The sequence below is a fragment of the Enterococcus sp. 2G9_DIV0600 genome, from assembly GCF_002140615.1.
GTDB classification, from domain to species: Bacteria; Bacillota; Bacilli; order Lactobacillales; family Enterococcaceae; genus Enterococcus_D; species Enterococcus_D innesii.
Genome location: NZ_NGLL01000002.1, coordinates 100,802 through 122,016 on the forward strand (window position 1 = coordinate 100,802; position 21,215 = coordinate 122,016).

The 21,215-nt window shown below is 45.6% G+C and carries 16 protein-coding genes; 14 read left to right on the forward strand and 2 right to left on the reverse strand.

Annotated features, from left to right (window positions below; all coding sequences use genetic code 11):
* Window positions 1-60: 60 nt before the first annotated feature.
* The 5 genes from A5870_RS13990 to cydC all read left to right on the forward strand — a co-directional run bounded on the left by A5870_RS13990 (window position 61) and on the right by cydC (window position 7,123).
* A complete protein-coding gene (locus A5870_RS13990) occupies window positions 61-1,026 on the forward strand; it encodes a helix-turn-helix domain-containing protein (protein ID WP_086293524.1) in 966 nt (321 codons plus the stop codon).
* 182 nt (window positions 1,027-1,208) lie between these two features.
* On the forward strand, window positions 1,209-2,639 hold the full coding sequence (locus A5870_RS13995; RefSeq protein WP_005232838.1) for a cytochrome ubiquinol oxidase subunit I: 1,431 nt from the start codon (window positions 1,209-1,211) through the stop codon (window positions 2,637-2,639).
* Window positions 2,636-3,655: a cytochrome d ubiquinol oxidase subunit II gene (gene cydB, locus A5870_RS14000; RefSeq protein WP_016619517.1), complete on the forward strand. Its 1,020-nt coding sequence runs from the start codon at window positions 2,636-2,638 to the stop codon at window positions 3,653-3,655. Before A5870_RS13995 ends, cydB begins: the two co-directional genes overlap by 4 nt.
* Window positions 3,652-5,373: a thiol reductant ABC exporter subunit CydD gene (gene cydD, locus A5870_RS14005; RefSeq protein WP_086293526.1), complete on the forward strand. Its 1,722-nt coding sequence runs from the start codon at window positions 3,652-3,654 to the stop codon at window positions 5,371-5,373. The genes cydB and cydD overlap by 4 nt, the downstream gene beginning before the upstream one ends.
* Window positions 5,366-7,123, forward strand: a complete 1,758-nt coding sequence (gene cydC, locus A5870_RS14010) for a thiol reductant ABC exporter subunit CydC (protein ID WP_086293528.1) — start codon at window positions 5,366-5,368, stop codon at window positions 7,121-7,123. Before cydD ends, cydC begins: the two co-directional genes overlap by 8 nt.
* 54 nt (window positions 7,124-7,177) lie before the next feature.
* Here the strand turns inward: cydC and A5870_RS14015 are convergent, their stop codons facing one another.
* Complete coding sequence (locus A5870_RS14015) at window positions 7,178-8,158, reverse strand: polyprenyl synthetase family protein (RefSeq protein WP_086293530.1); 981 nt, start codon at window positions 8,156-8,158, stop codon at window positions 7,178-7,180.
* Between the two features lie 93 nt (window positions 8,159-8,251).
* Here A5870_RS14015 and A5870_RS14020 point away from each other — a divergent pair, with 93 nt between their 5' ends.
* The 3 genes from A5870_RS14020 to A5870_RS14030 all read left to right on the forward strand — a co-directional run bounded on the left by A5870_RS14020 (window position 8,252) and on the right by A5870_RS14030 (window position 11,472).
* The gene (locus A5870_RS14020; RefSeq protein ID WP_086293533.1) at window positions 8,252-9,154 is read left to right on the forward strand and encodes a prenyltransferase; all 903 of its coding nucleotides are present in this window, start codon (window positions 8,252-8,254) and stop codon (window positions 9,152-9,154) included.
* 31 nt (window positions 9,155-9,185) lie between these two features.
* Window positions 9,186-10,394 (forward strand): NAD(P)/FAD-dependent oxidoreductase, encoded by a 1,209-nt coding sequence (locus A5870_RS14025; RefSeq protein ID WP_086293534.1) that lies wholly within the window; start codon window positions 9,186-9,188, stop codon window positions 10,392-10,394.
* Window positions 10,395-10,530: 136 nt separating this feature from the next.
* Entirely contained in the window at window positions 10,531-11,472 is a 942-nt protein-coding gene (locus tag A5870_RS14030; protein ID WP_086293535.1) for an FAD:protein FMN transferase, read from the forward strand.
* Window positions 11,473-11,535: 63 nt separating this feature from the next.
* On the opposite strand, the gene A5870_RS14035 is transcribed toward A5870_RS14030, so the two are convergent.
* Entirely contained in the window at window positions 11,536-12,450 is a 915-nt protein-coding gene (locus A5870_RS14035; protein WP_086293536.1) for a LysR family transcriptional regulator, read from the reverse strand.
* A gap of 263 nt (window positions 12,451-12,713) precedes the next feature.
* On the opposite strand from A5870_RS14035, the gene A5870_RS14040 reads away from it, so the two are divergent.
* The 6 genes from A5870_RS14040 (at window position 12,714) to A5870_RS14070 (ending at window position 20,991) form a co-directional block, all read left to right on the forward strand.
* A complete protein-coding gene (locus tag A5870_RS14040) occupies window positions 12,714-13,319 on the forward strand; it encodes an NADPH-dependent FMN reductase (RefSeq protein ID WP_086293537.1) in 606 nt (201 codons plus the stop codon).
* 18 nt (window positions 13,320-13,337) lie between these two features.
* The gene (locus A5870_RS14045) at window positions 13,338-15,764 is read left to right on the forward strand and encodes a flavocytochrome c (RefSeq protein WP_086293539.1); all 2,427 of its coding nucleotides are present in this window, start codon (window positions 13,338-13,340) and stop codon (window positions 15,762-15,764) included.
* 90 nt (window positions 15,765-15,854) lie between these two features.
* On the forward strand, window positions 15,855-17,084 hold the full coding sequence (locus A5870_RS14050) for an L-lactate MFS transporter (protein WP_086293540.1): 1,230 nt from the start codon (window positions 15,855-15,857) through the stop codon (window positions 17,082-17,084).
* Window positions 17,085-17,305: 221 nt separating this feature from the next.
* Window positions 17,306-19,414, forward strand: a complete 2,109-nt coding sequence (locus tag A5870_RS14055) for an SH3 domain-containing protein (RefSeq protein WP_086293542.1) — start codon at window positions 17,306-17,308, stop codon at window positions 19,412-19,414.
* A gap of 241 nt (window positions 19,415-19,655) precedes the next feature.
* Window positions 19,656-20,159 (forward strand): general stress protein, encoded by a 504-nt coding sequence (locus A5870_RS14060; RefSeq protein ID WP_081117640.1) that lies wholly within the window; start codon window positions 19,656-19,658, stop codon window positions 20,157-20,159.
* Between the two features lie 265 nt (window positions 20,160-20,424).
* The gene (locus A5870_RS14070) at window positions 20,425-20,991 is read left to right on the forward strand and encodes a hypothetical protein (protein ID WP_086293544.1); all 567 of its coding nucleotides are present in this window, start codon (window positions 20,425-20,427) and stop codon (window positions 20,989-20,991) included.
* Window positions 20,992-21,215 lie beyond the last annotated feature (224 nt).

The window sequence follows — 21,215 nt, forward strand, 5'->3', positions numbered from 1 at the left end:
TAAAGGATCTTTGGGAAAAGCAACTGCTTATTTCAATATATTGAAAAAGAAGGTGAAAAAATGAACAATTATGGTGCGACAGTGAAAGAGCTTCGCAAAAGCAAAGGCTTACTGTTGAAGGAATTAGTGGATGAACAATTGTCGATGTCTTTGTTATCGCAATTTGAAAATGGCAAAACGACGATTTCCTGCGAACGATTTCATCGCTTGCTAGATAAATTGGAAGTGAGTTTTGCCGAATTTCAGCTGCTGCATACGGGGGAGCATCATTCGGAGGCTCAAAAGCTAATGGTCGACTATGTCCGTTCGATGGGGATCGAATCCATTGATGAAGTACCTAAATTAAAAAAGAAATATCAAAAGCTGACCGCCTACTTTCAACAGCATTACTCCTTGGAGCTGGACCACTTCTTGCAACTGATCCGTTTTGACTACTTGATGAAAGAGGAGCTTTTTAAAGGGGGGCCCATCCAAGAGGCTTACTTGAAACACAATTACTGTCTGAACTCTGCCAAGCATTACTTGCTGAATACCGATACATGGGGCGTTTATGAGCTGCGGCTATTTGCCCGGATAGCAGTCTCGATGGAGCCAGCTTTGCTTTGGCGCTGTTTGACGATCGCCATCAAAAAGAGCCAGCGCTTTGCAAAAATCCCCGGCAACAAAGATATTCTATACAACACGTTTGAGACCGTGTTTTCCGTCTTTGCTGTTTTTGATGAGGCGGATTATGCGGAAAAAACCTTTCATTTATGGCGCGCCCATGTTTATGAAAAAGAACACATTGAACAAGCGGTCTTTATGCCGTTTTTTGAAGGCTGGACGCATCTATTAAAACAAAATAAGGCAAAAGCGGCGGATTTAATGCAACAAACGTTAGATCAGCTGGAAAGCTTAGGGATGAAGAATACGTTTGCTATGTATCAATCATTAAGCACATTTGTATTGAAGGAAGAGTTTCCGGGAATTTTATTGAGTGATCCATTGCTTTCTGAGGGAACGCGCTACGGTTGGGAAGAGCCCTAAAAAGCTATATTCCGCTGATGAAAGCGCCTTATGTTTAAGAATCGGAGAGGAAGTGATTAAAAATCAGTAAATGCAAGCAATTTGCTTCTTTTTTACTGATTAGAGGAGTATATTCGAAGTTGGAATTTTTCTTTCTTTAGAATTATTTTAATGCACTTTTTTATGAAATAGGAGGATGTAGGATGGATATTGTGACACTAGCGCGAATCCAGTTTGCGATGACGACGATTTTTCACTTTTTCTTTGTACCGTTTTCGATCGGAACTGGTGTCGTCGTTGCAATTATGGAGACACTTTATGTGATCAAAAAAGATGAAAAATATCGCCGGATGACGAAGTTTTGGGGAAATATTTTTCTATTGAGTTTTGCTGTCGGGGTCGTGACAGGGATCATTCAAGAATTTCAATTTGGGATGAACTGGTCAGACTATTCTCGTTTTGTCGGGGATATTTTTGGTGCGCCCTTGGCTTTGGAGGCTTTGTTGGCGTTCTTCTTAGAATCGACGTTCTTAGGATTGTGGATCTTTACATGGGATCGGGTCAGTCCCAAGCTGCACGCCACCTTTTTCTGGTTGGTGACGCTGGGTTCGATGCTATCGGCGTTTTGGATCTTAGCTGCCAATAGTTTTATGCAGCATCCAGTGGGGTATACCTTGAACAATGGCCGGGCAGAAATGACTGACTTCGGTGCATTATTGGCAAATCCACAAGTGTGGTATGAGTTTTTACACGTGATCACCGCAGCCATCACGATGGGAGGAATCATTGTTGCTGGCTTATCAGCCTTTCGTCTATTGAAGAAAGACAAAGACATTGACCGCGACTTCTTCAAAAAATCAATGCGGATCGGTTTTGCGGTGGCATTGTTCGGTTCATTCACCGTCTTGCTAGCCGGGGATGAACAAATGAAATACTTGGTTGAAGAACAACCAATGAAATTTGCCGCAATGGAAGGCACTTATGAAGATACCGGGAGTCCTGCGGCTTGGACTGTCGTTGCTTGGGCGAATGAAGCGGAACATCACCAAGTCTTCGGTATTTCGATTCCATATATGTTGAGTATCTTAGCCTTCAATGAACCCTTCGGCTCCATTGATGGGATGGATACGGTCAATCAGCAATTGATTGAAACCTACGGCGACCGTAATTACTACCCGCCGGTCAACACACTCTTTTGGAGCTTCCGGATCATGGCTGGTTTTGGTGCCTTGATGCTGTTGGTTTCTGGTCTGGGGTTGTATTTTACGCGTAAGAAGAAACCGTGGCTCTTTGAAAAACGCTGGTTACTTTGGGTAGTGGCGATCACTTTGTTCACCCCATTTATTGCCAATACAGCTGGTTGGTTAATCACGGAGTTAGGACGTTACCCATGGACGGTTTACGGCTTGTTTACGATCGAAGATAGTGTGTCACCAAACGTTTCCGTTACCTCACTCTTGATCTCAAACATCGTTTACTTCCTCTTGTTCTCTGGCTTAGGTGGAACGATGGTCTATCTTGTGAAACGGGAAATGGATCATGGACCTGAAAAAGAAGCCTTTGGTGAAATCAGCCAAGGAGACAACCAAGATGGGTACGAAGACCCATTTGATAAGGAGGCGTTTGAAGGATGACCGGTCTGCAATTACTATGGTTCACGTTGATTGGGCTTTTATTTTCCGGATTCTTCTTCTTAGAAGGGTTTGACTTTGGTGTGGGGATGTCTGTGCAGACATTGGCTCACAATGAAGAGGAAAAAGACCAGATCGTTAAAACGATCGGGCCTGTCTGGGATGGCAATGAAGTGTGGCTATTGACCGCTGGCGGAGCGATGTTCGCCTCGTTTCCATACTGGTATGCTTCTTTGTTCAGTGGTTTTTATTTGATTTTGTTATTGATCTTAGTCGGGTTGATCATTCGCGGTGTTTCCTTTGAGTTTCGAGCGAACTTCCCGAAAGAACACAAAAACATTTGGAACTGGACGTTGACGATCGGCAGTACGATCGTACCGTTTTTCTTCGGTCTGATGTTTGTCAGCATGATCCAAGGAATGCCTTTGGGTGAAGATGGCAACATGACGGCAACCTTTACGGATTACGTCAATCCCTTTTCAATCGTTGGCGGGATCGCGTTGACCTTGTTGTGCTACTTGCACGGATTAAACTATATCGCTTTGAAAACGGAAGGTCCGATTCGGGCACGGGCACGCAACTATGCAAGTATTTTTTATGGCATCTTATATGCAGGCTTAGTCGTCTTTGCTGTGATGCTTTACTTCCAAACGGATTTCTTTGAGAATCATTTTGCGACAACGCTTGGTTTGTTGCTGGTGATCGTTGCACTGACACTGATTGCAAATATCGGCGTCTTTAAAGGCAAAGAAATGATGGCTTTCATTGCGAGCGGCTTGACGTTGATCGCTTTGGTGGCATTGATCTTCACAGGGTTATTCCCAAGAGTCTTGATCAGTTCGATCGATTCAAGCTATGACCTGTTGATCGCTGATGCGTCTTCAAGCCGCTACACATTGAAGATCATGAGTTATCTTTCACTGACGATCTTGCCTTTCGTCTTGGCCTATACGGCTTGGAGTTACTATATCTTCCGTAAACGGATCAGTCATACGGAGGCGTTGGAGGGGTATAAATGATTGATAAACAAATCATGAAGCTCCCAGGAATGAAACAACTTTTAGGGCTGCTTGCGGGACTTTCGTTCCTGCAGGCGCTCTTCATTATTGGGCAGGCGTATGGATTGGCACGTGCCATCACTGGCTTATGGGAAGGACGACCATTAGAGGAACAGTGGGGCTGGATTCTGCTGTTCTTTTGTTCGTTTATCGCCCGACAAGCTGTTATCTATTTCCGTTCCAAAAGACTCGATGATTACAGTTACCAGCAAGCCGCCGATTTGCGGGATCAATTGTTGGAGAAATTGTTTCGGGTCGGTCCTCAGATCGCACAACAGCAAGGGACTGGGAATGTAACAACGATGGTCTTGGAAGGGATCAATCAAGTCGAAAACTACTTGAAATTGATTCTTGCCAAAATCATGAATATGTCGATCATTCCTTGGGTCATTTTGGCACTCGTTTTTTATCTGGATTGGGAATCGGGCTTGGTCTTGCTGTTGGTGTTCCCCTTGATCATCATTTTTATGATCATCTTGGGCTATGCCGCCCAAAGCAAAGCGGAAAAACAATACCGAACCTTTCAATTACTGTCCAATCATTTCATCGACTCCCTGCGAGGGATTGACACGCTGAAATTATTTGGGGTCAGTAAAAAATATGGCAAAAGTATCTTTGCTTCCAGCGAACGGTTTCGGAAAGCGACGATGGCTTCATTAAAAGTCGGTATTTTATCGACCTTCGCCTTAGACTTTTTCACGACCTTATCGATTGCCGTCGTGGCAGTCTTGCTAGGCTTGCGGCTGATCAATGAAGGAATCTTGCTGTTTCCGGCGTTAACTATCTTGATTTTAGCACCAGAATATTTCTTGCCGATCCGCGACTTTTCCAGTGATTATCATGCAACCTTAGACGGGAAAAATGCGATGACTGCGGTGACGGAGATCTTGCATCAGCCGGAAGCCCAAGTACCGGCAGTAACGGTGCCTCGTTGGCAGGAAGACGCCCAGTTAACGATCGATCAGCTGGCGTTTTCCTACGAGGAAAAAGCGGCTTTGACGGATATCAACTTGAACGTGACTGGCTTCAAAAAGATCGGGATCATCGGTCTGAGCGGTTCTGGCAAGTCTACCTTGATCAATACTTTGAGTGGCTTTCTCGTGCCAGACAGTGGCGAGATCACTCTCGGAGGGGCCCAAACCACGGCCTTTCGCCAAGCAAGCTGGCAAGAACAGCTGATCTATATTCCGCAAAATCCTTATATCTATCGGTTGACCTTGCAGGAAAATATCGCGTTTTATCAGCCGACAGCTACCAAAGAAGCCGTACTGAAAGCCATTGAAGTGGCAGGCTTGACTGAGCTTTTGGCAGAGCTGCCGCAAGGGTTGGACACGATGTTAGGAGAAGGGGAACGGCATCTAAGTGGTGGGCAAGCCCAACGGATCGCTTTAGCCCGTGCCTTTTTAGACCAGCAACGAAAGATTCTTTTGTTTGATGAACCAACGGCTCATTTGGATATTGAAACCGAAGTGGCCTTAAAGGAACGGATGCTGCCGCTGATGGAAAACCGGTTAGTCTTTTTTGCAACCCATCGCTTGCACTGGATGGAAGAAATGGATGAAATCATCGTGATGGATCAAGGAAGAATCGTGGAACAAGGCACCTTGGCACAATTGCAGCAAAAGCAAGGTGCTTTTACAGAACTAGTCAATGGAATGAGGAGGGAACAGCTTGAATAAAATCGGCTTATTGCGCTCATTGAAAACTGATACTTGGGTCAAGCCTTTCTTGTCAAAATACAAAAACGTTTTGGCGCTGGCCTTATTCCTAGGCTTCTTGACCTTTTTCTGTGGTGGGGCACTGATGTTTAATTCGGGGTACCTGATCAGCCGCTCGGCGTCGATCCCAGAAAACATTCTATTGGTTTACATCCCCATCGTACTGACCCGAGCGTTTGGGATCGGCCGTCCAGTTTTTCGCTATTTGGAACGGTTGACCAGTCATAGCTGGGTCTTGCGCATGACTTCTAATTTACGATTGAAACTGTACAACGTAGTAGAAAAAGATGCGATCTTCTTTAAGCAAGCGCATCGCACGGGGGATATCTTGGGCTTATTGGCAGAAGATATCAACCATATTCAAAACCTGTATTTGCGGACGATCTTTCCTACCGTGATCGCTTGGATCTTGTATGCGTTCTTGATCATTGGACTCGGCTATTTTTCTTGGTGGTTTGCTTTGGTGATGCTGCTGCTATTAGGGATCATCGTCTTTGTCTTGCCACTTTGGTCGGTGATCATCAACGGCGCGCGGCAAGAAAAGCAAAAACACATGAAAAACAACTTGTATACGACACTGACGGATAATGTATTAGGGGTTTCTGATTGGGTCTTCTCTCAAAGAGGGAGCGAGTACGTGGCTGCCCATAAGGAACTGGAAACGCAGTTGCGGGCGGTGGATGAACAGATGCTGTCCTTTGATCGCCGGCGTGATTTTCTTTTACAAAGCATCTTTGGAGTGATCGCTGTCGCATTGCTGCTTTGGACCAGCATTCGCTTTCCAGGTAACCACGGAGGAGCAGCCAACTGGATCGCTGCCTTTGTCCTTTGTGTCTTTCCTTTAGTTGATGCATTTGCGCCATTACCGTCAGCTGCTCAAGAAACCAATCGCTACAAAGACTCCATCGATCGCTTCAATGCATTGCCAGAAGAAAATCGCCAAGTCTCCATGGAGCAACCGTCAATACCTGAAGTGACGGGCCTCGTGTCGATCACAGTCAAGGACTTGCATTTTCAGTATCCTGAAGGCAAAGAAGTGCTTCATGGGTTGGATCTAACGATTCCTGCACATCAAAAACTAGCGATCCTTGGTCGCAGCGGTTCTGGGAAAAGTACCTTTGCCTCCTTGTTGCGAGGCGATCTGCAACCGACGCAAGGGTCGATCACCTTAAATGACGTGCCAGTGACGGCATTGAATGAGTCGATCAGTGACTTGATCGGTGTCATCAATCAAAGTCCCTATCTTTTCCATACGACCGTCTTGAATAATATTCGGCTAGGCAATGAGTCGGCTTCGGAAGAAGAAGTCTGGCGCGTACTGGAGCAAGTCGGGTTGAAAGAAATGGTGGCAGCTTTGCCTAATGGCTTGGCGACGATGGTGGATGAAGCTGGCTTGCGTTTTTCTGGTGGAGAACGGCATCGTTTGGCATTGGCGCGGATCTTGCTAAAAGACACCCCGATCATCTTATTGGATGAGCCAACCGTCGGCTTAGACCCAATCACGGAGCAAGGCGTGCTCGAAACCTTTTTCCAAGTGCTGGAGAACAAAACGATCATTTGGATCACCCACCACTTGCAAGGAATTTCGATGATGGACCGTGTGCTCTTTATTGAAGATGGACAGTTGACCATGAGCGGAACACCTGCCGAATTGGCAGCAGAAAACAAACATTTTCAACACTTATTGGCCATTGACCAAGGACGACGATAAAAAAGAGCGTCCATCAATCAGTGATGGACGCTTTTCTTCTCATTGCTGTATGGCTCAGTAATTGCGCTGCAAGAGCAGTTCAGTTAATGAACGAATTTTGGCTTTGCTAGGTGCTTCGGGCAGCAGATCGATGTCGTCTAAGGCTTTTTGCGTGTAGGTGACCGCGAAAGCGCGCGCTGTTTCGACACCGCCGTAACGGACGACAAGATCCGCAACTTCTTGGGCTTCTGCCAAGGAGAGTGCTGCTTTTTTATTCAAATAAGGAGCGAATGCTGCAGGTGCCTGTTCTTTGGCAAATAGCAGCGGTAAGGTATAGACTCCTTGTGCCAAATCTTCTAGAATCGGTTTTTTCAAGGTGCCGCTATCAGAGGTGTAGTCGAGAATATCGTCGAATACTTGAAAGGCGATCCCGATGTTGCGACCGATCTCACCCGCCCGTTCTTGGTTTTCTGTATCGAGGCCGCCAAAATGAGCGCCTTCGAGACAAGCGAGCCAAAACAGTTCAGCGGTTTTGCCGTTGATGCTTTGCAGATAGTCGTCAATCGATTCATGGATGTTGTAGCGCGTGTGCATTTGATCAAGTTCACCTAAAAGGAGCCGTTTCATGGCTTGTGCGTTGGTTTTTAAAAACGGGGAGCCATTCATGCTTTCGATCAAAAGCTCAAAAAATTGGGTGAACAGAAGATCACCCGTGTAGACCGCGATATCCTTGCCATATTTGGCTTGAACAGTGACTTGACTACGCCGCAGCGGCGAATCGTCAATAATGTCGTCATGGATCAAAGTGGCCATGTGTAAAATTTCTAGAGAAGCAGCAATTTTTGTTAATTGGTCGGTTTTTTTATAATGGGGATCACCTAAGTCAGCAAACAAAAAAAAGAGCGCTGGCCGCAGCATTTTTCCACCTGAATAAGTAAAGTCGATCAAAACATCTTGTATCTCTTTGTTACGAACAGTAACGTGTTCTTCAATGATGGAACATACGGTTTTCAATCGTTGTTCGATCGTCGGATAATCGATCCAAAAGTCAAACATAGTATAACCCTTTCTAACAGTCATTCAGCCCTTATTCTAGCGTAAAGGGGCGTGATTGACTAGTTTAATGCACTCACTAAAGGAGGTGAAGTTGTGACGCTACCTGTATTTTTAGAACTTGTCGAATTTAAAGCAAAAACTGCCAGTATTTTGCCATTTTTCATTGGTGTCTGCTACAGCTGGTACAATTATCAAACGATTCATCTTGGCTATGTCCTATTGTATTTCATTGCCATGCTGATCTTCAATATGGCGGTGGATATTTTAGATAACTACAACGATTACCATCATGCCACAGAAGGGCATGATTACAAAGAAAAGACCAATATCATTGGTCGGGAACAGTTGTCTGTCAAATTGGTTTTTTGGTTGATGGTCTCCATGATCATCGTTTCCGCCGCCATGGGAATCGCCTTGGCAATGGTAGTTGGTTGGCCGCTTTTTTGGATGGGGCTGTATTGTTACCTAGTCGGGATCTTTTATTCCTCTGGTCCACGGCCGCTTTCTAGTTTGCCTTTAGGCGAGTTCTTTTCTGGCTTTACGATGGGCTTTATGATCTCATTGATCTGTGTCTACCTTAATGCCTATCAAACCTTTGAATGGAACGTTGCCACGATTGGCGGTATTTTCTTGATCTCATTACCCAACACATTATGGATCGCCAACTTGATGTTGGCAAACAACATTTGTGATCTGGAAGAGGATGAAAAAAATGAGCGCTATACGCTGGTGCATTACCTTGGTAAAGCCCGTGCGTTGAAATTATTTATCGCGATGAACGTCTTGGCGTTTGTTGCGATCATTGCCTCAGTTGCCCTCAACATTGCGCCTTGGTCACTGGTTCTGACCTTTTTCGCGGCGCCCTTTGTCTGGCAACAGACAAAACGATTTATGCAAAAACAAATCAAAAGAGAGACCTTCATTTGTGCCGTTCGGATCCTTGCGGTCGGAGCATGCGTACAAGTGCTGAGTTTTGCGATTGGTTTGATTTTATAATTTTTACAGCAAAGAAAGGAAGTAAGGAAACATGAAGGAAGTTGTCATTTTAGGAGCAGGGTATGCTGGATTGCGAGCATTGCACGTACTGCAAGGAGCAAAAGAAGCGTTTCACATCACATTGATCGACAAAAACGATTATCATTATGAGGCAACCGATCTTCATGAAGTTGCGGCTGGTACGCAACCCAGAGACCGCATTTGCTATCCCATCAATGATGTTGTTCGTCCCCAAAAGACGAGCTTTGTTCAAAAGGAAGTGGCGTCGATCGATCGTAACCAGCAAGTGATCGTTTTTAAAGATCAATCCACGTGCACGTATGATTATTTGATCGTGGCGTTAGGCTTTGAATCAGAATCATTTGGGATCCCTGGTGTCGAGGAGCATGCGTTGGAAATGGTGGATGTCGACTCCGCAGAAAACATCTATCATCATTTGTTGAAACAAATGAAGGCATACAAAGAAACACAAAATCCTGACTACCTAAAAATCGTTGTCTGCGGTGCTGGTTTCACCGGAATCGAATTGCTAGGTTCATTGGTGGAAAACCGTAAAACCTTTGCGAAAGCAGCAGGCGTCAAACCAGAAGACATCAAACTGTATTGTGTCGAAGCAGTGACTCGTTTATTACCGATGTTTGATGAAAAACTATCGGATTATGGGATCAAAAATCTCGTTAAATGGGGCGTGAACTTCCTGACTGGTAAACCCATCAAAGCAATCAAACCAGGTGTCGTTGTCTATCAAGATGATGCCGATACAGGAGCAACAGCAGAATTATCAGCCCAAACCATCGTTTGGACTACAGGCGTTAGCGGCAGCCATGTGATGGCTGAATCAGACTTTTCTGCTCGTCGGGGTCGTGTGATGGTCAATCAAGACCTAACAGACCCTGATCATAGTAACGTCTATGTTGTCGGTGATGTTTCAGCAGTCATGGACCCAGCGACCAATCGCCCGTATCCAACAACGGCTCAAATCGCTTTGAAGATGGGGCAGCATGCGGGTAAAAATATCTTACGTCAAATGAACGGGGAAAAACCAGCAGATTTCCACTTTGAATCATTAGGTTCAGTGGCGTCTATCGGCAATACCCATGCCTTTGGCTTAGTAGGGAAAATGGGCATCAAAGGCTATCCCGCTTCCGTGGTGAAAAAAGCCATTATGGACCGTTCCTTGTACCAAACTGGTGGGGTCAAAGAAGTATTGGCGAAAGGCCGCTTCGACTTTTATCATTGAGCAATAGAAACAGCAGACTGCGAGGGAGACCTCGCAGTTTTTTTTCAAAAAAAGCAGTGGCGGCATCCCGCAGACTACTTTTTTCTCCCAGAAACTGCTATGATAGCCAAAAGAAGAGGACAAAGGAGCAAGGACAATGCCAGAAGGCCAACGAGTGTTACAGGGAATGGGAACGGTGATCACGATTTGGGTGCAGCATGAAACCCCAGAAGTGATCTTAGAGGAAGCTGCTCAAAGAGCTGCGGCCTTTGAACAGCGATTTAGTGCCAATGACCCGACGTCTGAGTTGATGCAGATCAATCAGCAGGAAGGACAAGGAGCGATCGCCACCGCACCGGAATTGTTTGAATTGATCGCACTAGGGAAAACCCATAGCTTGCCCAAAGATAGCTACTTAAATATTGCCATCGGTCCTTTGGTGCAGGAATGGCGGATCGGGTTCCAAGATGCCCATCTACCAACGCCTGAGAAAATTGCGGAGCTGCTGCCAAAAACTGATCCTGCCAAGATCATTTTGGATGAAACGTTGCAAACCGTCGGGTTAGCTGCCGGCATGAAGCTTGATCTAGGGGCTGTGGCAAAAGGATATTTTGCTGATTTGTTGATGGCGCATTTCAAGCAGGTCGGTGTCACAGCCGCTTTGATCGATCTTGGGGGCAATGTGGTGACTTACGGCGATGCCCCGAGCCATGCTGATGGCTATTGGCGGATCGGGATCCAAAACCCTTTCTTACCGAGAGGGAATTTTGTCGCCGCGTTGAAGGTGCGCAATCAATCAGTTGTTACATCAGGGATCTATGAACGAACCTATCAGGTAGCGGGCAAGACCTATCATCATATTTTTGATCGAGAAACGGGCTATCCGTTAGAGTCAGCCATTGCCAGTGTCACGATTCTATCCGACAGATCGGTTGATGGAGAGATTTGGACGACCCGCTTATTCGGCAAAGAGCCACAAGCCATCTTGCAGGAGCTGTCGCCGTTAGAAGGGATTACTGGATTAGTTATTACCAAACAAGGAGAACTGATCTATCCGCAAGAATTAGCACGTTCGATCGAAACGCCAACAGCAGAATGAAAACAAGCAGCGACTACCTAGGAATATAGGTGGTGGCTGCTTGTTTTTGGTAAAAAAGGAAAGCTAGACGTGTTGCAAAAAGGACTCGATCAAGGCGACTTCGCTGTTTGACAATACCCGTTCGGCTTGATGGGCAATAAAATAGGTGAGGGACAAGAGTTCCTCTGGCATCGGATAAAGATTAAAAGGGGTCGCGGTCGCTGCTTGTAGCACGCTTTCTGGTACGATCGCAATCCCAAGGTTGTTTTCTGCCAATGCCGCTGCTGTATAAATATTGCTGCTTTCTATGAGAACGTTCGCCTCTACTTTGTATTTTTGCAGCAATTGATCGATTTGGCGCCGAATCGCCGAGCCGCTGGCGGTCAAAATCAACGGACTTTGCAGCAAGTCTTTGACGGACAATGAATCAGGTGCTAAATACCGCTTCTCTGGTTGATACAGGGGAGAACAAGGCGGAATGATCGCTAGATACCGTTCTTGATTGGTATTGTGGACTGTTAGATTCGGTGCGATCGTCTCAGGATTTTGTCCGATAAAAAAGTCCAGCTGCCCATTCAGCAGGCGTTTTTCATTGTGCTTCGGCAGGTCTTCCCGCAAGAAAAAGTGCACGTTGGGATAGTGTTCATAATATGCAGGCAAAAAGAGCGGCAGCAGATAGGAACCAAGGCTCGGCAAGATGCCTAAGCGCAAAGAACGCTTCTCGGTCGCGGTATACCAAGACAGCCGACTTTTCAATTTGGCAGATTCTGTTTCCAAGGTTTCTAGATATTGATAATAGATTTTACCAGCTTCCGTCAGTTGAAAATGTCCCGGCAGCCGATTGATGATGGGCGTTCCCAGCTCTTGTTCGGCACGTTTCACGGTTTGCGTCAAGTAAGGCTGTGAAATGTAGAGGTCTTTGGCGGCTTTGGTGTAGTTGCTATGCTTTAGCAAGGTATCGAGGTATTGCAACATCAGATGGGAATCTTTAAGTGCCATTGCGTGGTCCTCCTAGTCATTTTTCTTATTATAACAAATTTGTTATCGATGGATAATTAAATAAATATTTCACAAATAAAGAATTCAGTCGTACACTAAATGGGTACTTGGGGAAGATTTTTTTGTTTAGGAAGAAGCCTTTCATCTCAGTAGGTCGTAAAAACCAACTTGAGAGACGATTGAAAAAAGAAATCAAAGCCAATGATCAAAAACTTTTTATTTATTGTTAAATGTTAAATTATTCACAATTAGGAGAGATGATAATGAAATTGATTGGAATCGTAGGAACCAACTCGACGCGTTCGACCAACCGTCGCTTACTGCAATTTATTCAAAGCCATTTTAGTGACCAAGCGGAGATCGAACTTTGCGAAATCAGTGATCTGCCAGCATTTAATGAACCAGAAGATCGGACGGCACCACCGGCAGTTCAAGCCTTGTCAGAGAAGATCGAAGCAGCAGATGGGGTGATCATCAGTACACCAGAATACGATCACTCGATCCCAGCGGTGTTAAAAAGCATGATTGAATGGCTTTCTTATACGACGCGCCCTTTGATCGATAAACCAGTGATGATCACAGGTGCTTCTCTTGGTGCACTAGGTTCTTCGAGAGCCCAAGCCCACTTGCGTCAGATCTTAGATGCGCCTGAAGTAAAAGCCAGAATCATGCCGAGTGCGGAATTTTTGTTAGGGCACTCCATGCAAGCCTTCGATGAACAAGGAAACTTGATCGATAGCGAAAAAGTTGCCGAACTAGAAGATTGTTTCAATGAATTTGTCTTGTTTGTCGAAATCACGAACCGTCTGGTCAGTGAATATTCAACGGCTAAAGAACGTGCAAAGAAATTTTCGTGGGAACAAGCATAAGAAAGAGAGGAACTAGTCATGAAATTTGTCGGCCTAATCGGAACGAACGCCAAAAAATCGACCAATCGCCAATTAGTGGCGTTTATGCAGCGGGAATTTGCTGCCCTAGCAGAAATTGAACTGCTGGAAATCAAGGATGTCCCAATGTTCAATGAAACACAAGATCAAACCAATAGCGAAGTGATCCAACGGTTAAATAGCAAGATTTTAGCAGCCGATGGGGTGATCATTGCAACACCAGAGCATAACCATTCGATTCCTTCCGCATTGAAAAGCGTCTTGGAATGGCTCTCCTTCAATCTCCATCCCTTTGATGGCAAACCGGTGATGATCGTCGGTGCATCCTACGATGTACAAGGCTCTTCGCGAGCACAGCTGCATTTGCGCCAGATCCTTGATGCACCGGGTGTCAATGCAACAGTCATGCCAGGAAATGAGTTCTTGTTGGGACGTGCGCATCAAGCCTTTGATGAACAAGGCAATTTAAAAGATCAACGAACGATCGACTTTTTGGAAAGCTGTTTCCGCAAGTTCGTTCGGTTTACGGAAGTCGCTAATTTGTTGAACGTACCAGAAGAAGTCGTTTATGAGCCTGGCGAATACACCGTCACAGCACCAGGACATAACGGGGATCTACCAATGGTCGTCAAATTGAGCGAAGAACGGATCGAAGCTATCGATATCGATACGTCTGGTGAATCCGAAGGGATCGCTGATGTCGTTTTCGTACGGATCCCTCAAGAGATCATTGAAGGGCAAACCTTAAATGTCGATGCGATCTCTGGTGCTTCCGTTACGAGTAACGGTGTCGTTGATGGGGTAGCAAAAGCCGTGAAAATGGCTGGTGCGAACCCAGATGTCTTGCGCAAACGTCCAAAAGCCGCCAGTGCTTTGCAAACAGAAGATGAAACGTATACCACCGATGTCGTTGTCGTAGGTGGTGGCGGCGCGGGTCTGAGTGCAGCTGCCAGTGTGCTGCAAGCCAATAAAGACGTGATCTTAGTAGAAAAATTCCCAGCGATCGGCGGCAATACCGTACGTACTGGCGGACCGATGAATGCCGCGGATCCAAAATGGCAAAACGGCTTCTCCGCATTGCCTGGCGAACGCAGTGCTTTAGAAGAAGTGCTGACGATCGATGAACAAGAGATCGATGCAGAATACTTGCCAGACTTCAAAGCTTTGAAGGCACAAATCACTGCGTATCTTTCAGAAACGACGCCAGAAAAAGAATACTTGTTTGATTCTGCTTTGTGGCATCGAATTCAAACCTATTTAGGCGGAAAACGCAAAGATTTGAATGGGCAACCGATCTATGGGAAATACGAGCTAGTGAAGATCTTAACGGATCAAGCATTGGATTCAGTGAAATGGCTAGAAGAAATCGGCGTAGAATTTGATATGAACAATGTCGATATGCCAGTAGGAGCGAAATGGCGCCGAGGACATAAACCAGTCAAAAACGAAGGGTATGCCTTTGTCTCTGCTTTGCATCAATTCGTGAAAGAGCATGGGGGAACGATCTTAACTGATACGCCTGTCAAAGAATTATTGATCGAAGATGGCAAGGTTACTGGAATCATCGGGGAAGGCCGTAATGGTCAAAAAGTCACGATCCATGCCAAAGCAGTGATTTTAGCTTCCGGCGGGTTCGGAGCGAACACCAAAATGTTGAAACAATACAATACCTATTGGACAGAGATCGAAGACGATATCAAAACGTCAAATTCACCAGCGATCACTGGTGACGGGATCAAGCTAGGAGAAAGTGCTGGCGCGGACCTTGTTGGCATGGGCTTTTCGCAAATGATGCCCGTATCTGATCCAAACACAGGGGCTTTATTCAGTGGGCTGCAAGTGCCACCAGCTAACTTTGTGATGGTCAATCAAAAGGGTGAGCGCTTTGTCAATGAGTACGAAAGCCGCGATGTATTGACCCAAGCGGCGATCGATAATGGCGGATTGTTCTATTTGATCGCGGATGAAGAAATCAAGAAAACCGCTTATAACACGAGCCAAGAAAAAATCGATAAGCAAGTAGCTGCTGGTACGCTGTTCCGCAGTGAGACCTTGGCTGGCCTGGCAGAGCAGATCAATGTTAATCCAGCCGTCTTAGAGGCGACCGTTGCGAAATACAATAGCTATGTGGATGCTGGGAAAGACCCAGAGTTTGGCAAAGATGTCTTCGACTTGAAAGTGGAAAAAGCGCCTTTCTATGCCACACCAAGAAAACCAGCGGTTCACCACACGATGGGGGGATTGAAGATAGACCCGCAAACCCACGTGTTGACGAAGGAAGATCAAATCATTGAAGGGCTGTATGCAGCAGGGGAAGTTGCTGGGGGGATCCATGCCGGCAATCGCTTAGGCGGCAACTCGTTGACAGACATCTTTACTTTTGGCCGGATTGCTGGAAAGACAGCAGTCGCAGAACATCTCGAATAAAAAGCCTTGCGCGTTGTGAATCGTCACGCGCGCTAGCTTTTGAAATAATATGTGAATAAAGTAACATGCTTAAAACAAAGGAGAGAAAAAATGGAAACAAAAATCAATCGTTGGCTGATTCTGATCGCTTCGACCGCTGTATTATTGTGTACGGGCGCTGTTTACGCCTTTAGTGTTTTTGCAGGACCTCTTAGTCAATTAAAAGGTTGGTCCATGGAAGAGATCATGCTAGCCTTTACCATCAATGCCGCAGTTGGCCCGATTACCATGATTTTGGGTGGTTTGCTGACAGACCGAGGAGCTGCTAGATGGGTCATCGCTGGTGGAGGCGTTTTGTTCGGAGCGGGCTTCTTCCTGACGGGATTGGTCAACTCACCCGCCATGTTGTACCTGACTTATGGAGTCTTTGCTGGTTTAGGGCAAGGCTTTGCCTATTCGGCTTGTTTAAGCAATACGATTCGGTTATTTCCGGATAAACGGGGACTGGCTTCGGGCTTGATCACAGCAGGCATGGGTGGAGCAGCGATTATTGCCGCACCAATTGCGAATCGTTTGATCGAATCACAAGATGTCTTAGCAGCCTTTCGGATTTTAGGAATTGCCTATATCGTGATCGTCTTGGTGGCTAGTCTATTTATTCGTAAAGCACCAGAAAATTACCGTCCAGCAGGTTGGCAACCAGCGGATCAAGGAAAAAATGGTCCTCAAATCAATCTGAATTGGCTGGATATGCTGAAGACACCAACTTTTTACTTGATTATTGTTATGTTAGGGGTAGGGGCTTTTTCAGGTTTGATGATTGCTTCTAACGCCTCAGTGATCGGGCAAAGTATGTTTGGTTTGACGGCGGCTGCCGCTGCTTTTTATGTCAGCTTGTACTCATTGAGCAACTGTTTTGGTCGTGTCCTTTGGGGCACCGTTTCTGATAAAATTGGTCGGAAGAATACGTTGATGATCATCTATGGTGTGGTGGCATTGTCCTTATTCCTATTGACGCTTGGTCAAACAACTGTGATCTTCACTGTCGGGATCATCGGTTTAGGACTGTGCTTCGGGGGCGTGATGGGGGTTTTCCCATCGATCGTTATGGAAAATTACGGACCGATCAATCAAGGGGTCAACTATGGAATCGTCTTTGTTGGTTATTCTACGGCGGCATTCTTTGGTCCTAGAGTGGCAGCAGCAATCGCAGAAAGTAACCAAGGAGATTATACAAAAGCCTTCTATACGGCAATTTTCTTGGCCGTTTTTGGGCTTGTTCTCAACATAGGCTATGCGATGTTAAAAAAAGCCCAAAAGCCCGCACCTGTTATTAAATAACAATTCACCAAAAGCAGTCTTTTTGATAAAGGCTGCTTTTTTGGTGCCAAAACCACTCTTTTTTCTTTTTTTAGAACAGAGTATTGGCAGATGAAGCAAAAGAGAAAACTGTTTCATAGCAAGAATTTATCTCGTTGATTTCACTGTTTTTTCATCTTAACCCCCCATTTTTTAATAAATCGTGTTACAATAAAAAAAGGCTAATACGACGGAGGGATTAAATGACAATTCGTAAAGAACGACGCCGCTTAGAAAAGCGCTTGAAGCGCACGCAATATACCCAAAAAAGTATTACGATGGCTACTACTTTAGTAGCGGGATCAACGTTTATCCCGACCTTAGGGCATGCGGCTGAAACGGCAACGACAGAAACTAGCAATGACCTTAAGGTCGTTGAACAAACAACAATCAGCAGTACACCTGAAACCGACAGCACGCCAGTTGAGGAAACCACAGAATCGACGCCAGCACCTGTTGTGACCGAAGAAACCTCGGAAACGACGGAGGAGTCAGGGACGGAAGCAGTTACTGAGGGATCAGAAACAGCGACGACAGAAAGCACAACAGTCGCTAGTGATGAAGTCTTAGAAGCAGATGAAGTACCATCAGCCCTTTCTGATTTGACTAGTCGGGCATTATTTTCACGGGCAACGATCGATCCGGCTGCCTTTATCAGTCAGATTTGCGGCTATGCAACGGAAGTGGCGGCAGCAAACGATCTGTATGCCTCTGTTATGATGGCACAAGCGATTTTGGAATCTGGTTGGGGCGCCTCGACTTTGACGACCACGGCCAACAATATGTTTGGGATCAAAGGCAGCTACAATGGCCAATATGTGACAATGGATACGTATGAAGATGATGGTTCCGGCAATTATTATTTGATCAGCGCTAAGTTTCGGAAATACCCATCATTAAAAGAGTCTTTTGAAGACAATGCATATGTGTTGCGCAACACGAGTTTTTCTAGCGGCAACTACTATTACAGCGGTGCATGGAAAAGCAATACGACCTCTTACACGCAAGCAACCGCTTGGCTACAAGGGCGTTATGCAACCGATACTTCTTATGCCAGCAAATTAAACAATTTGATCAGTACGTATAATTTAACGCAATATGATACCGGCAGCTCAAACACAGGTGGCGGCAATAGCAATGAAACGATCGTCAGTGATGAAACAGCGATCAATCAGCAGATGAAAACCACGGCCTCTATGAATATTCGTTCGGATGCTTCCACCAGTGCCTCTATTACTGGTTCGTTAGCAGCTAATACGACGTTTACGGCAGCGGCGACCAAAACCGGCACCAGCGTCAATGGCAACACCACGTGGTATAAGATTTCTGGCAAAGGTTGGGTCAGCGGCGCGTATTTGACGAAGGTTTCGACCGACTCTTCAAACAACAATAGCGGATCAGGCAACACCGGTTCTGACAATAGCAATTCTGGTACGACGATCAATAAGCAAATGAAGACGACGGAAGCGATGAATATTCGTTCTAGCGCGTCCACTAGCGGATCAGTGGTTGGTTCACTTAGCAAAGGCACGACCTTTACTGCCACTTCTATGAAAACCGGTACATCAGTCAACGGCAATAAAAATTGGTACTATGTCTCTGGCAAAGGTTGGGTCAGCGGCGCCTACCTTACTGAAGTGACCAACAATAATGCTTCTGAAGCGGAAAAAGAAGACAATGGTTCAAGTATCAATCAACAAATGAAAACGACGGCCGCATTGAATGTTCGCTCCGATGCTTCTACTAGCAGCCGTGTCGTGACAACGCTTGGTCAAGGGGTAACCGTTACCGTGACAGCGAAAAAGAACGGCACTTCAGTGGAAGGCAATAAAACGTGGTATTACGTTTCTGGCAAAGGTTGGGTCAGTGGTGCCTACTTGACAACAACCAGCAGCTCTTCCAATAATAACGGTTCAACAACCACAAATCAGCAAATGAAAACCACCGAGATTTTAAATGTTCGTTCCGATGCTTCTACCAGCAGCAGTATTACTGGTTCTTTAAGCAAAGGGGCAACCGTCACGGTTACCTCAACAAAAACCGGGACGACCGTCAATGGCACGAACAAATGGTATTATGTTTCTGGCAAAGGTTGGGTCAGCGGTGCCTACTTGACAGCTGCTAGCAGTGGGTCTTCTAATACGAATACCAGCAGCAGTAGTTCAACGAAGACGCATACGGTGAAATCAGGTGACAGCTTATGGTCACTGGCACAAAAATACAACACCAGTATCAGTCAACTCGCATCATGGAACAACATCAACAGCAGCTATACGATCTTTGTCGGACAAAAACTGATCGTTTCCAAGTAACAAGCAAAAAAACCGCGTGCAAGCCATTGGCTCACGCAGTTTTTTTATGCTGGATCAAGCTTTTACTAAGCTATTAGCGGTTTTTCAAGAAACTACTTGTTTTTCGTAAGCGCAATCAAACTATTTGGTCAATCATAGAACCCTGCGTTAGAATGAAAGAAGCAATAGAAATTGCTAGTTTTAAAAGAATTGCTTCAGAACCAGAACAATCGAAGCGTACACAAAATAAGGAGGATTTCACATGCACAACAGAAACCTAACGATTATTGGCAGTTACGACACTCGAACAGAAGTATTACCGGTTATTGAGCAATTGACAAACGAAGGCTATGGCAAAGACGATATCGTGCTGTATGCGAATCAAACAGTCATCGATCAATTTGGGTTAGAATCCATCGATGATGTGGAAGTGGAGCATGCTGCTAGTGAAGACGAAGATCGTTCGCTTTGGGAAAAAATCAAAGATGCGTTTTCTTTTGGCGATTCCGATCATAGGCATGATGAGCATGATCCGTTATATGGTTATCGTGATGACCTTGAACGAGACAAACTCGTTGTCGGCGTCTACGATTATCAGCCGATGGACAAAATAACGGATCGTGATGCAGATACTGGGCCAATCATCGATCAACCGTTACCAGGTGAAACAGCGATGCCCGATGAGTCCGTTCATCCAACACCGCGCATGGGAGACAGTGATATTGAAGCACCGATCCATGACCCGAATCATCTGCGAAACTTATAAGTAAAAGAATTTCTTAAGTAAAGGAACCATTAAAGCCAGAGGAACAAGCATCCGTCGTATCTGCCAACCCTTAGTGAAGGGATGGGCCCGCAGGTGATCGGCAGTTGTCCTCGGGCTTTTTTGTGCAACGGACAATCATGTCTTTGTCATCTTTGAAAATAAAACTTAATTTGTTGACGGTTGCTTTTTTTTGTATAATATAAGAATGAGATAGATCGTTGTCGGAAGGTCCAACCACTTTTTTGGGGAAAGGATGGGGAGTGCGATGAAATTCAAGTTCAATATGCAGTCGGCATTAGTCAGTTGTTTTGTTGCGGTTTTTTTGAGTGTGGCGATCAATCAAGACGCCAATGCCTTTGTTGCCGCGCCCTTTGTACGAGATTCTTCCAGTAGTTCCTCTGAGCCACCTTACCAGACAGCAAGCAGCAGTATTGAAGAAACCTCTGATTCCAGTCAGATTTTTTATGAAGCCAGTGTTAGTTCTTACACACCGTCTTCAACGACTAGTCGCTCGATCGAAGCGTCGACAAATGAAGGCACGTCTGTTTCCGTAAGTGAAGCAGAGACAGAGCCTAGCGTCAGCACTTCAGCAAGTAGCGAAAGCAGTTCGAGTACCGCGCCCAGTGGCGGATCAACCACCACCAGCGATACTTCTAGCAGTAGCGCTAGTAGCAGTTCTTCAAGCTCTTCCAGTACGAGTTCGACCAGTACTACAACAAGCAGCTCCAGCAGTGAAACGACTGAGCCGTCTTCAGAAACCTCCAATAGCGACGAGGAAGCCGCGGAAGATACGAGTGAAAATGTTGATCTAACAGTCGAAGGGGCTCACTGAGCCTGACTGTAAAAATCAATCTCATCTAAAGGGACCATTTCAGCTAGGCCTTGTGCCTAGCTTTTTTATTTGCTTATGTTCAGAGCCATGAACACACCAAGTGAACGAAAGATGCGCGATTTCTCACTCTGAGACATCAAAAAATAGCAAAGAGAAAGGTTTTGTTGGCGGATTGCTGGAACAGAAAAGAGCCGTCTTACGTTTTTATTCACTGCCTCCATAAA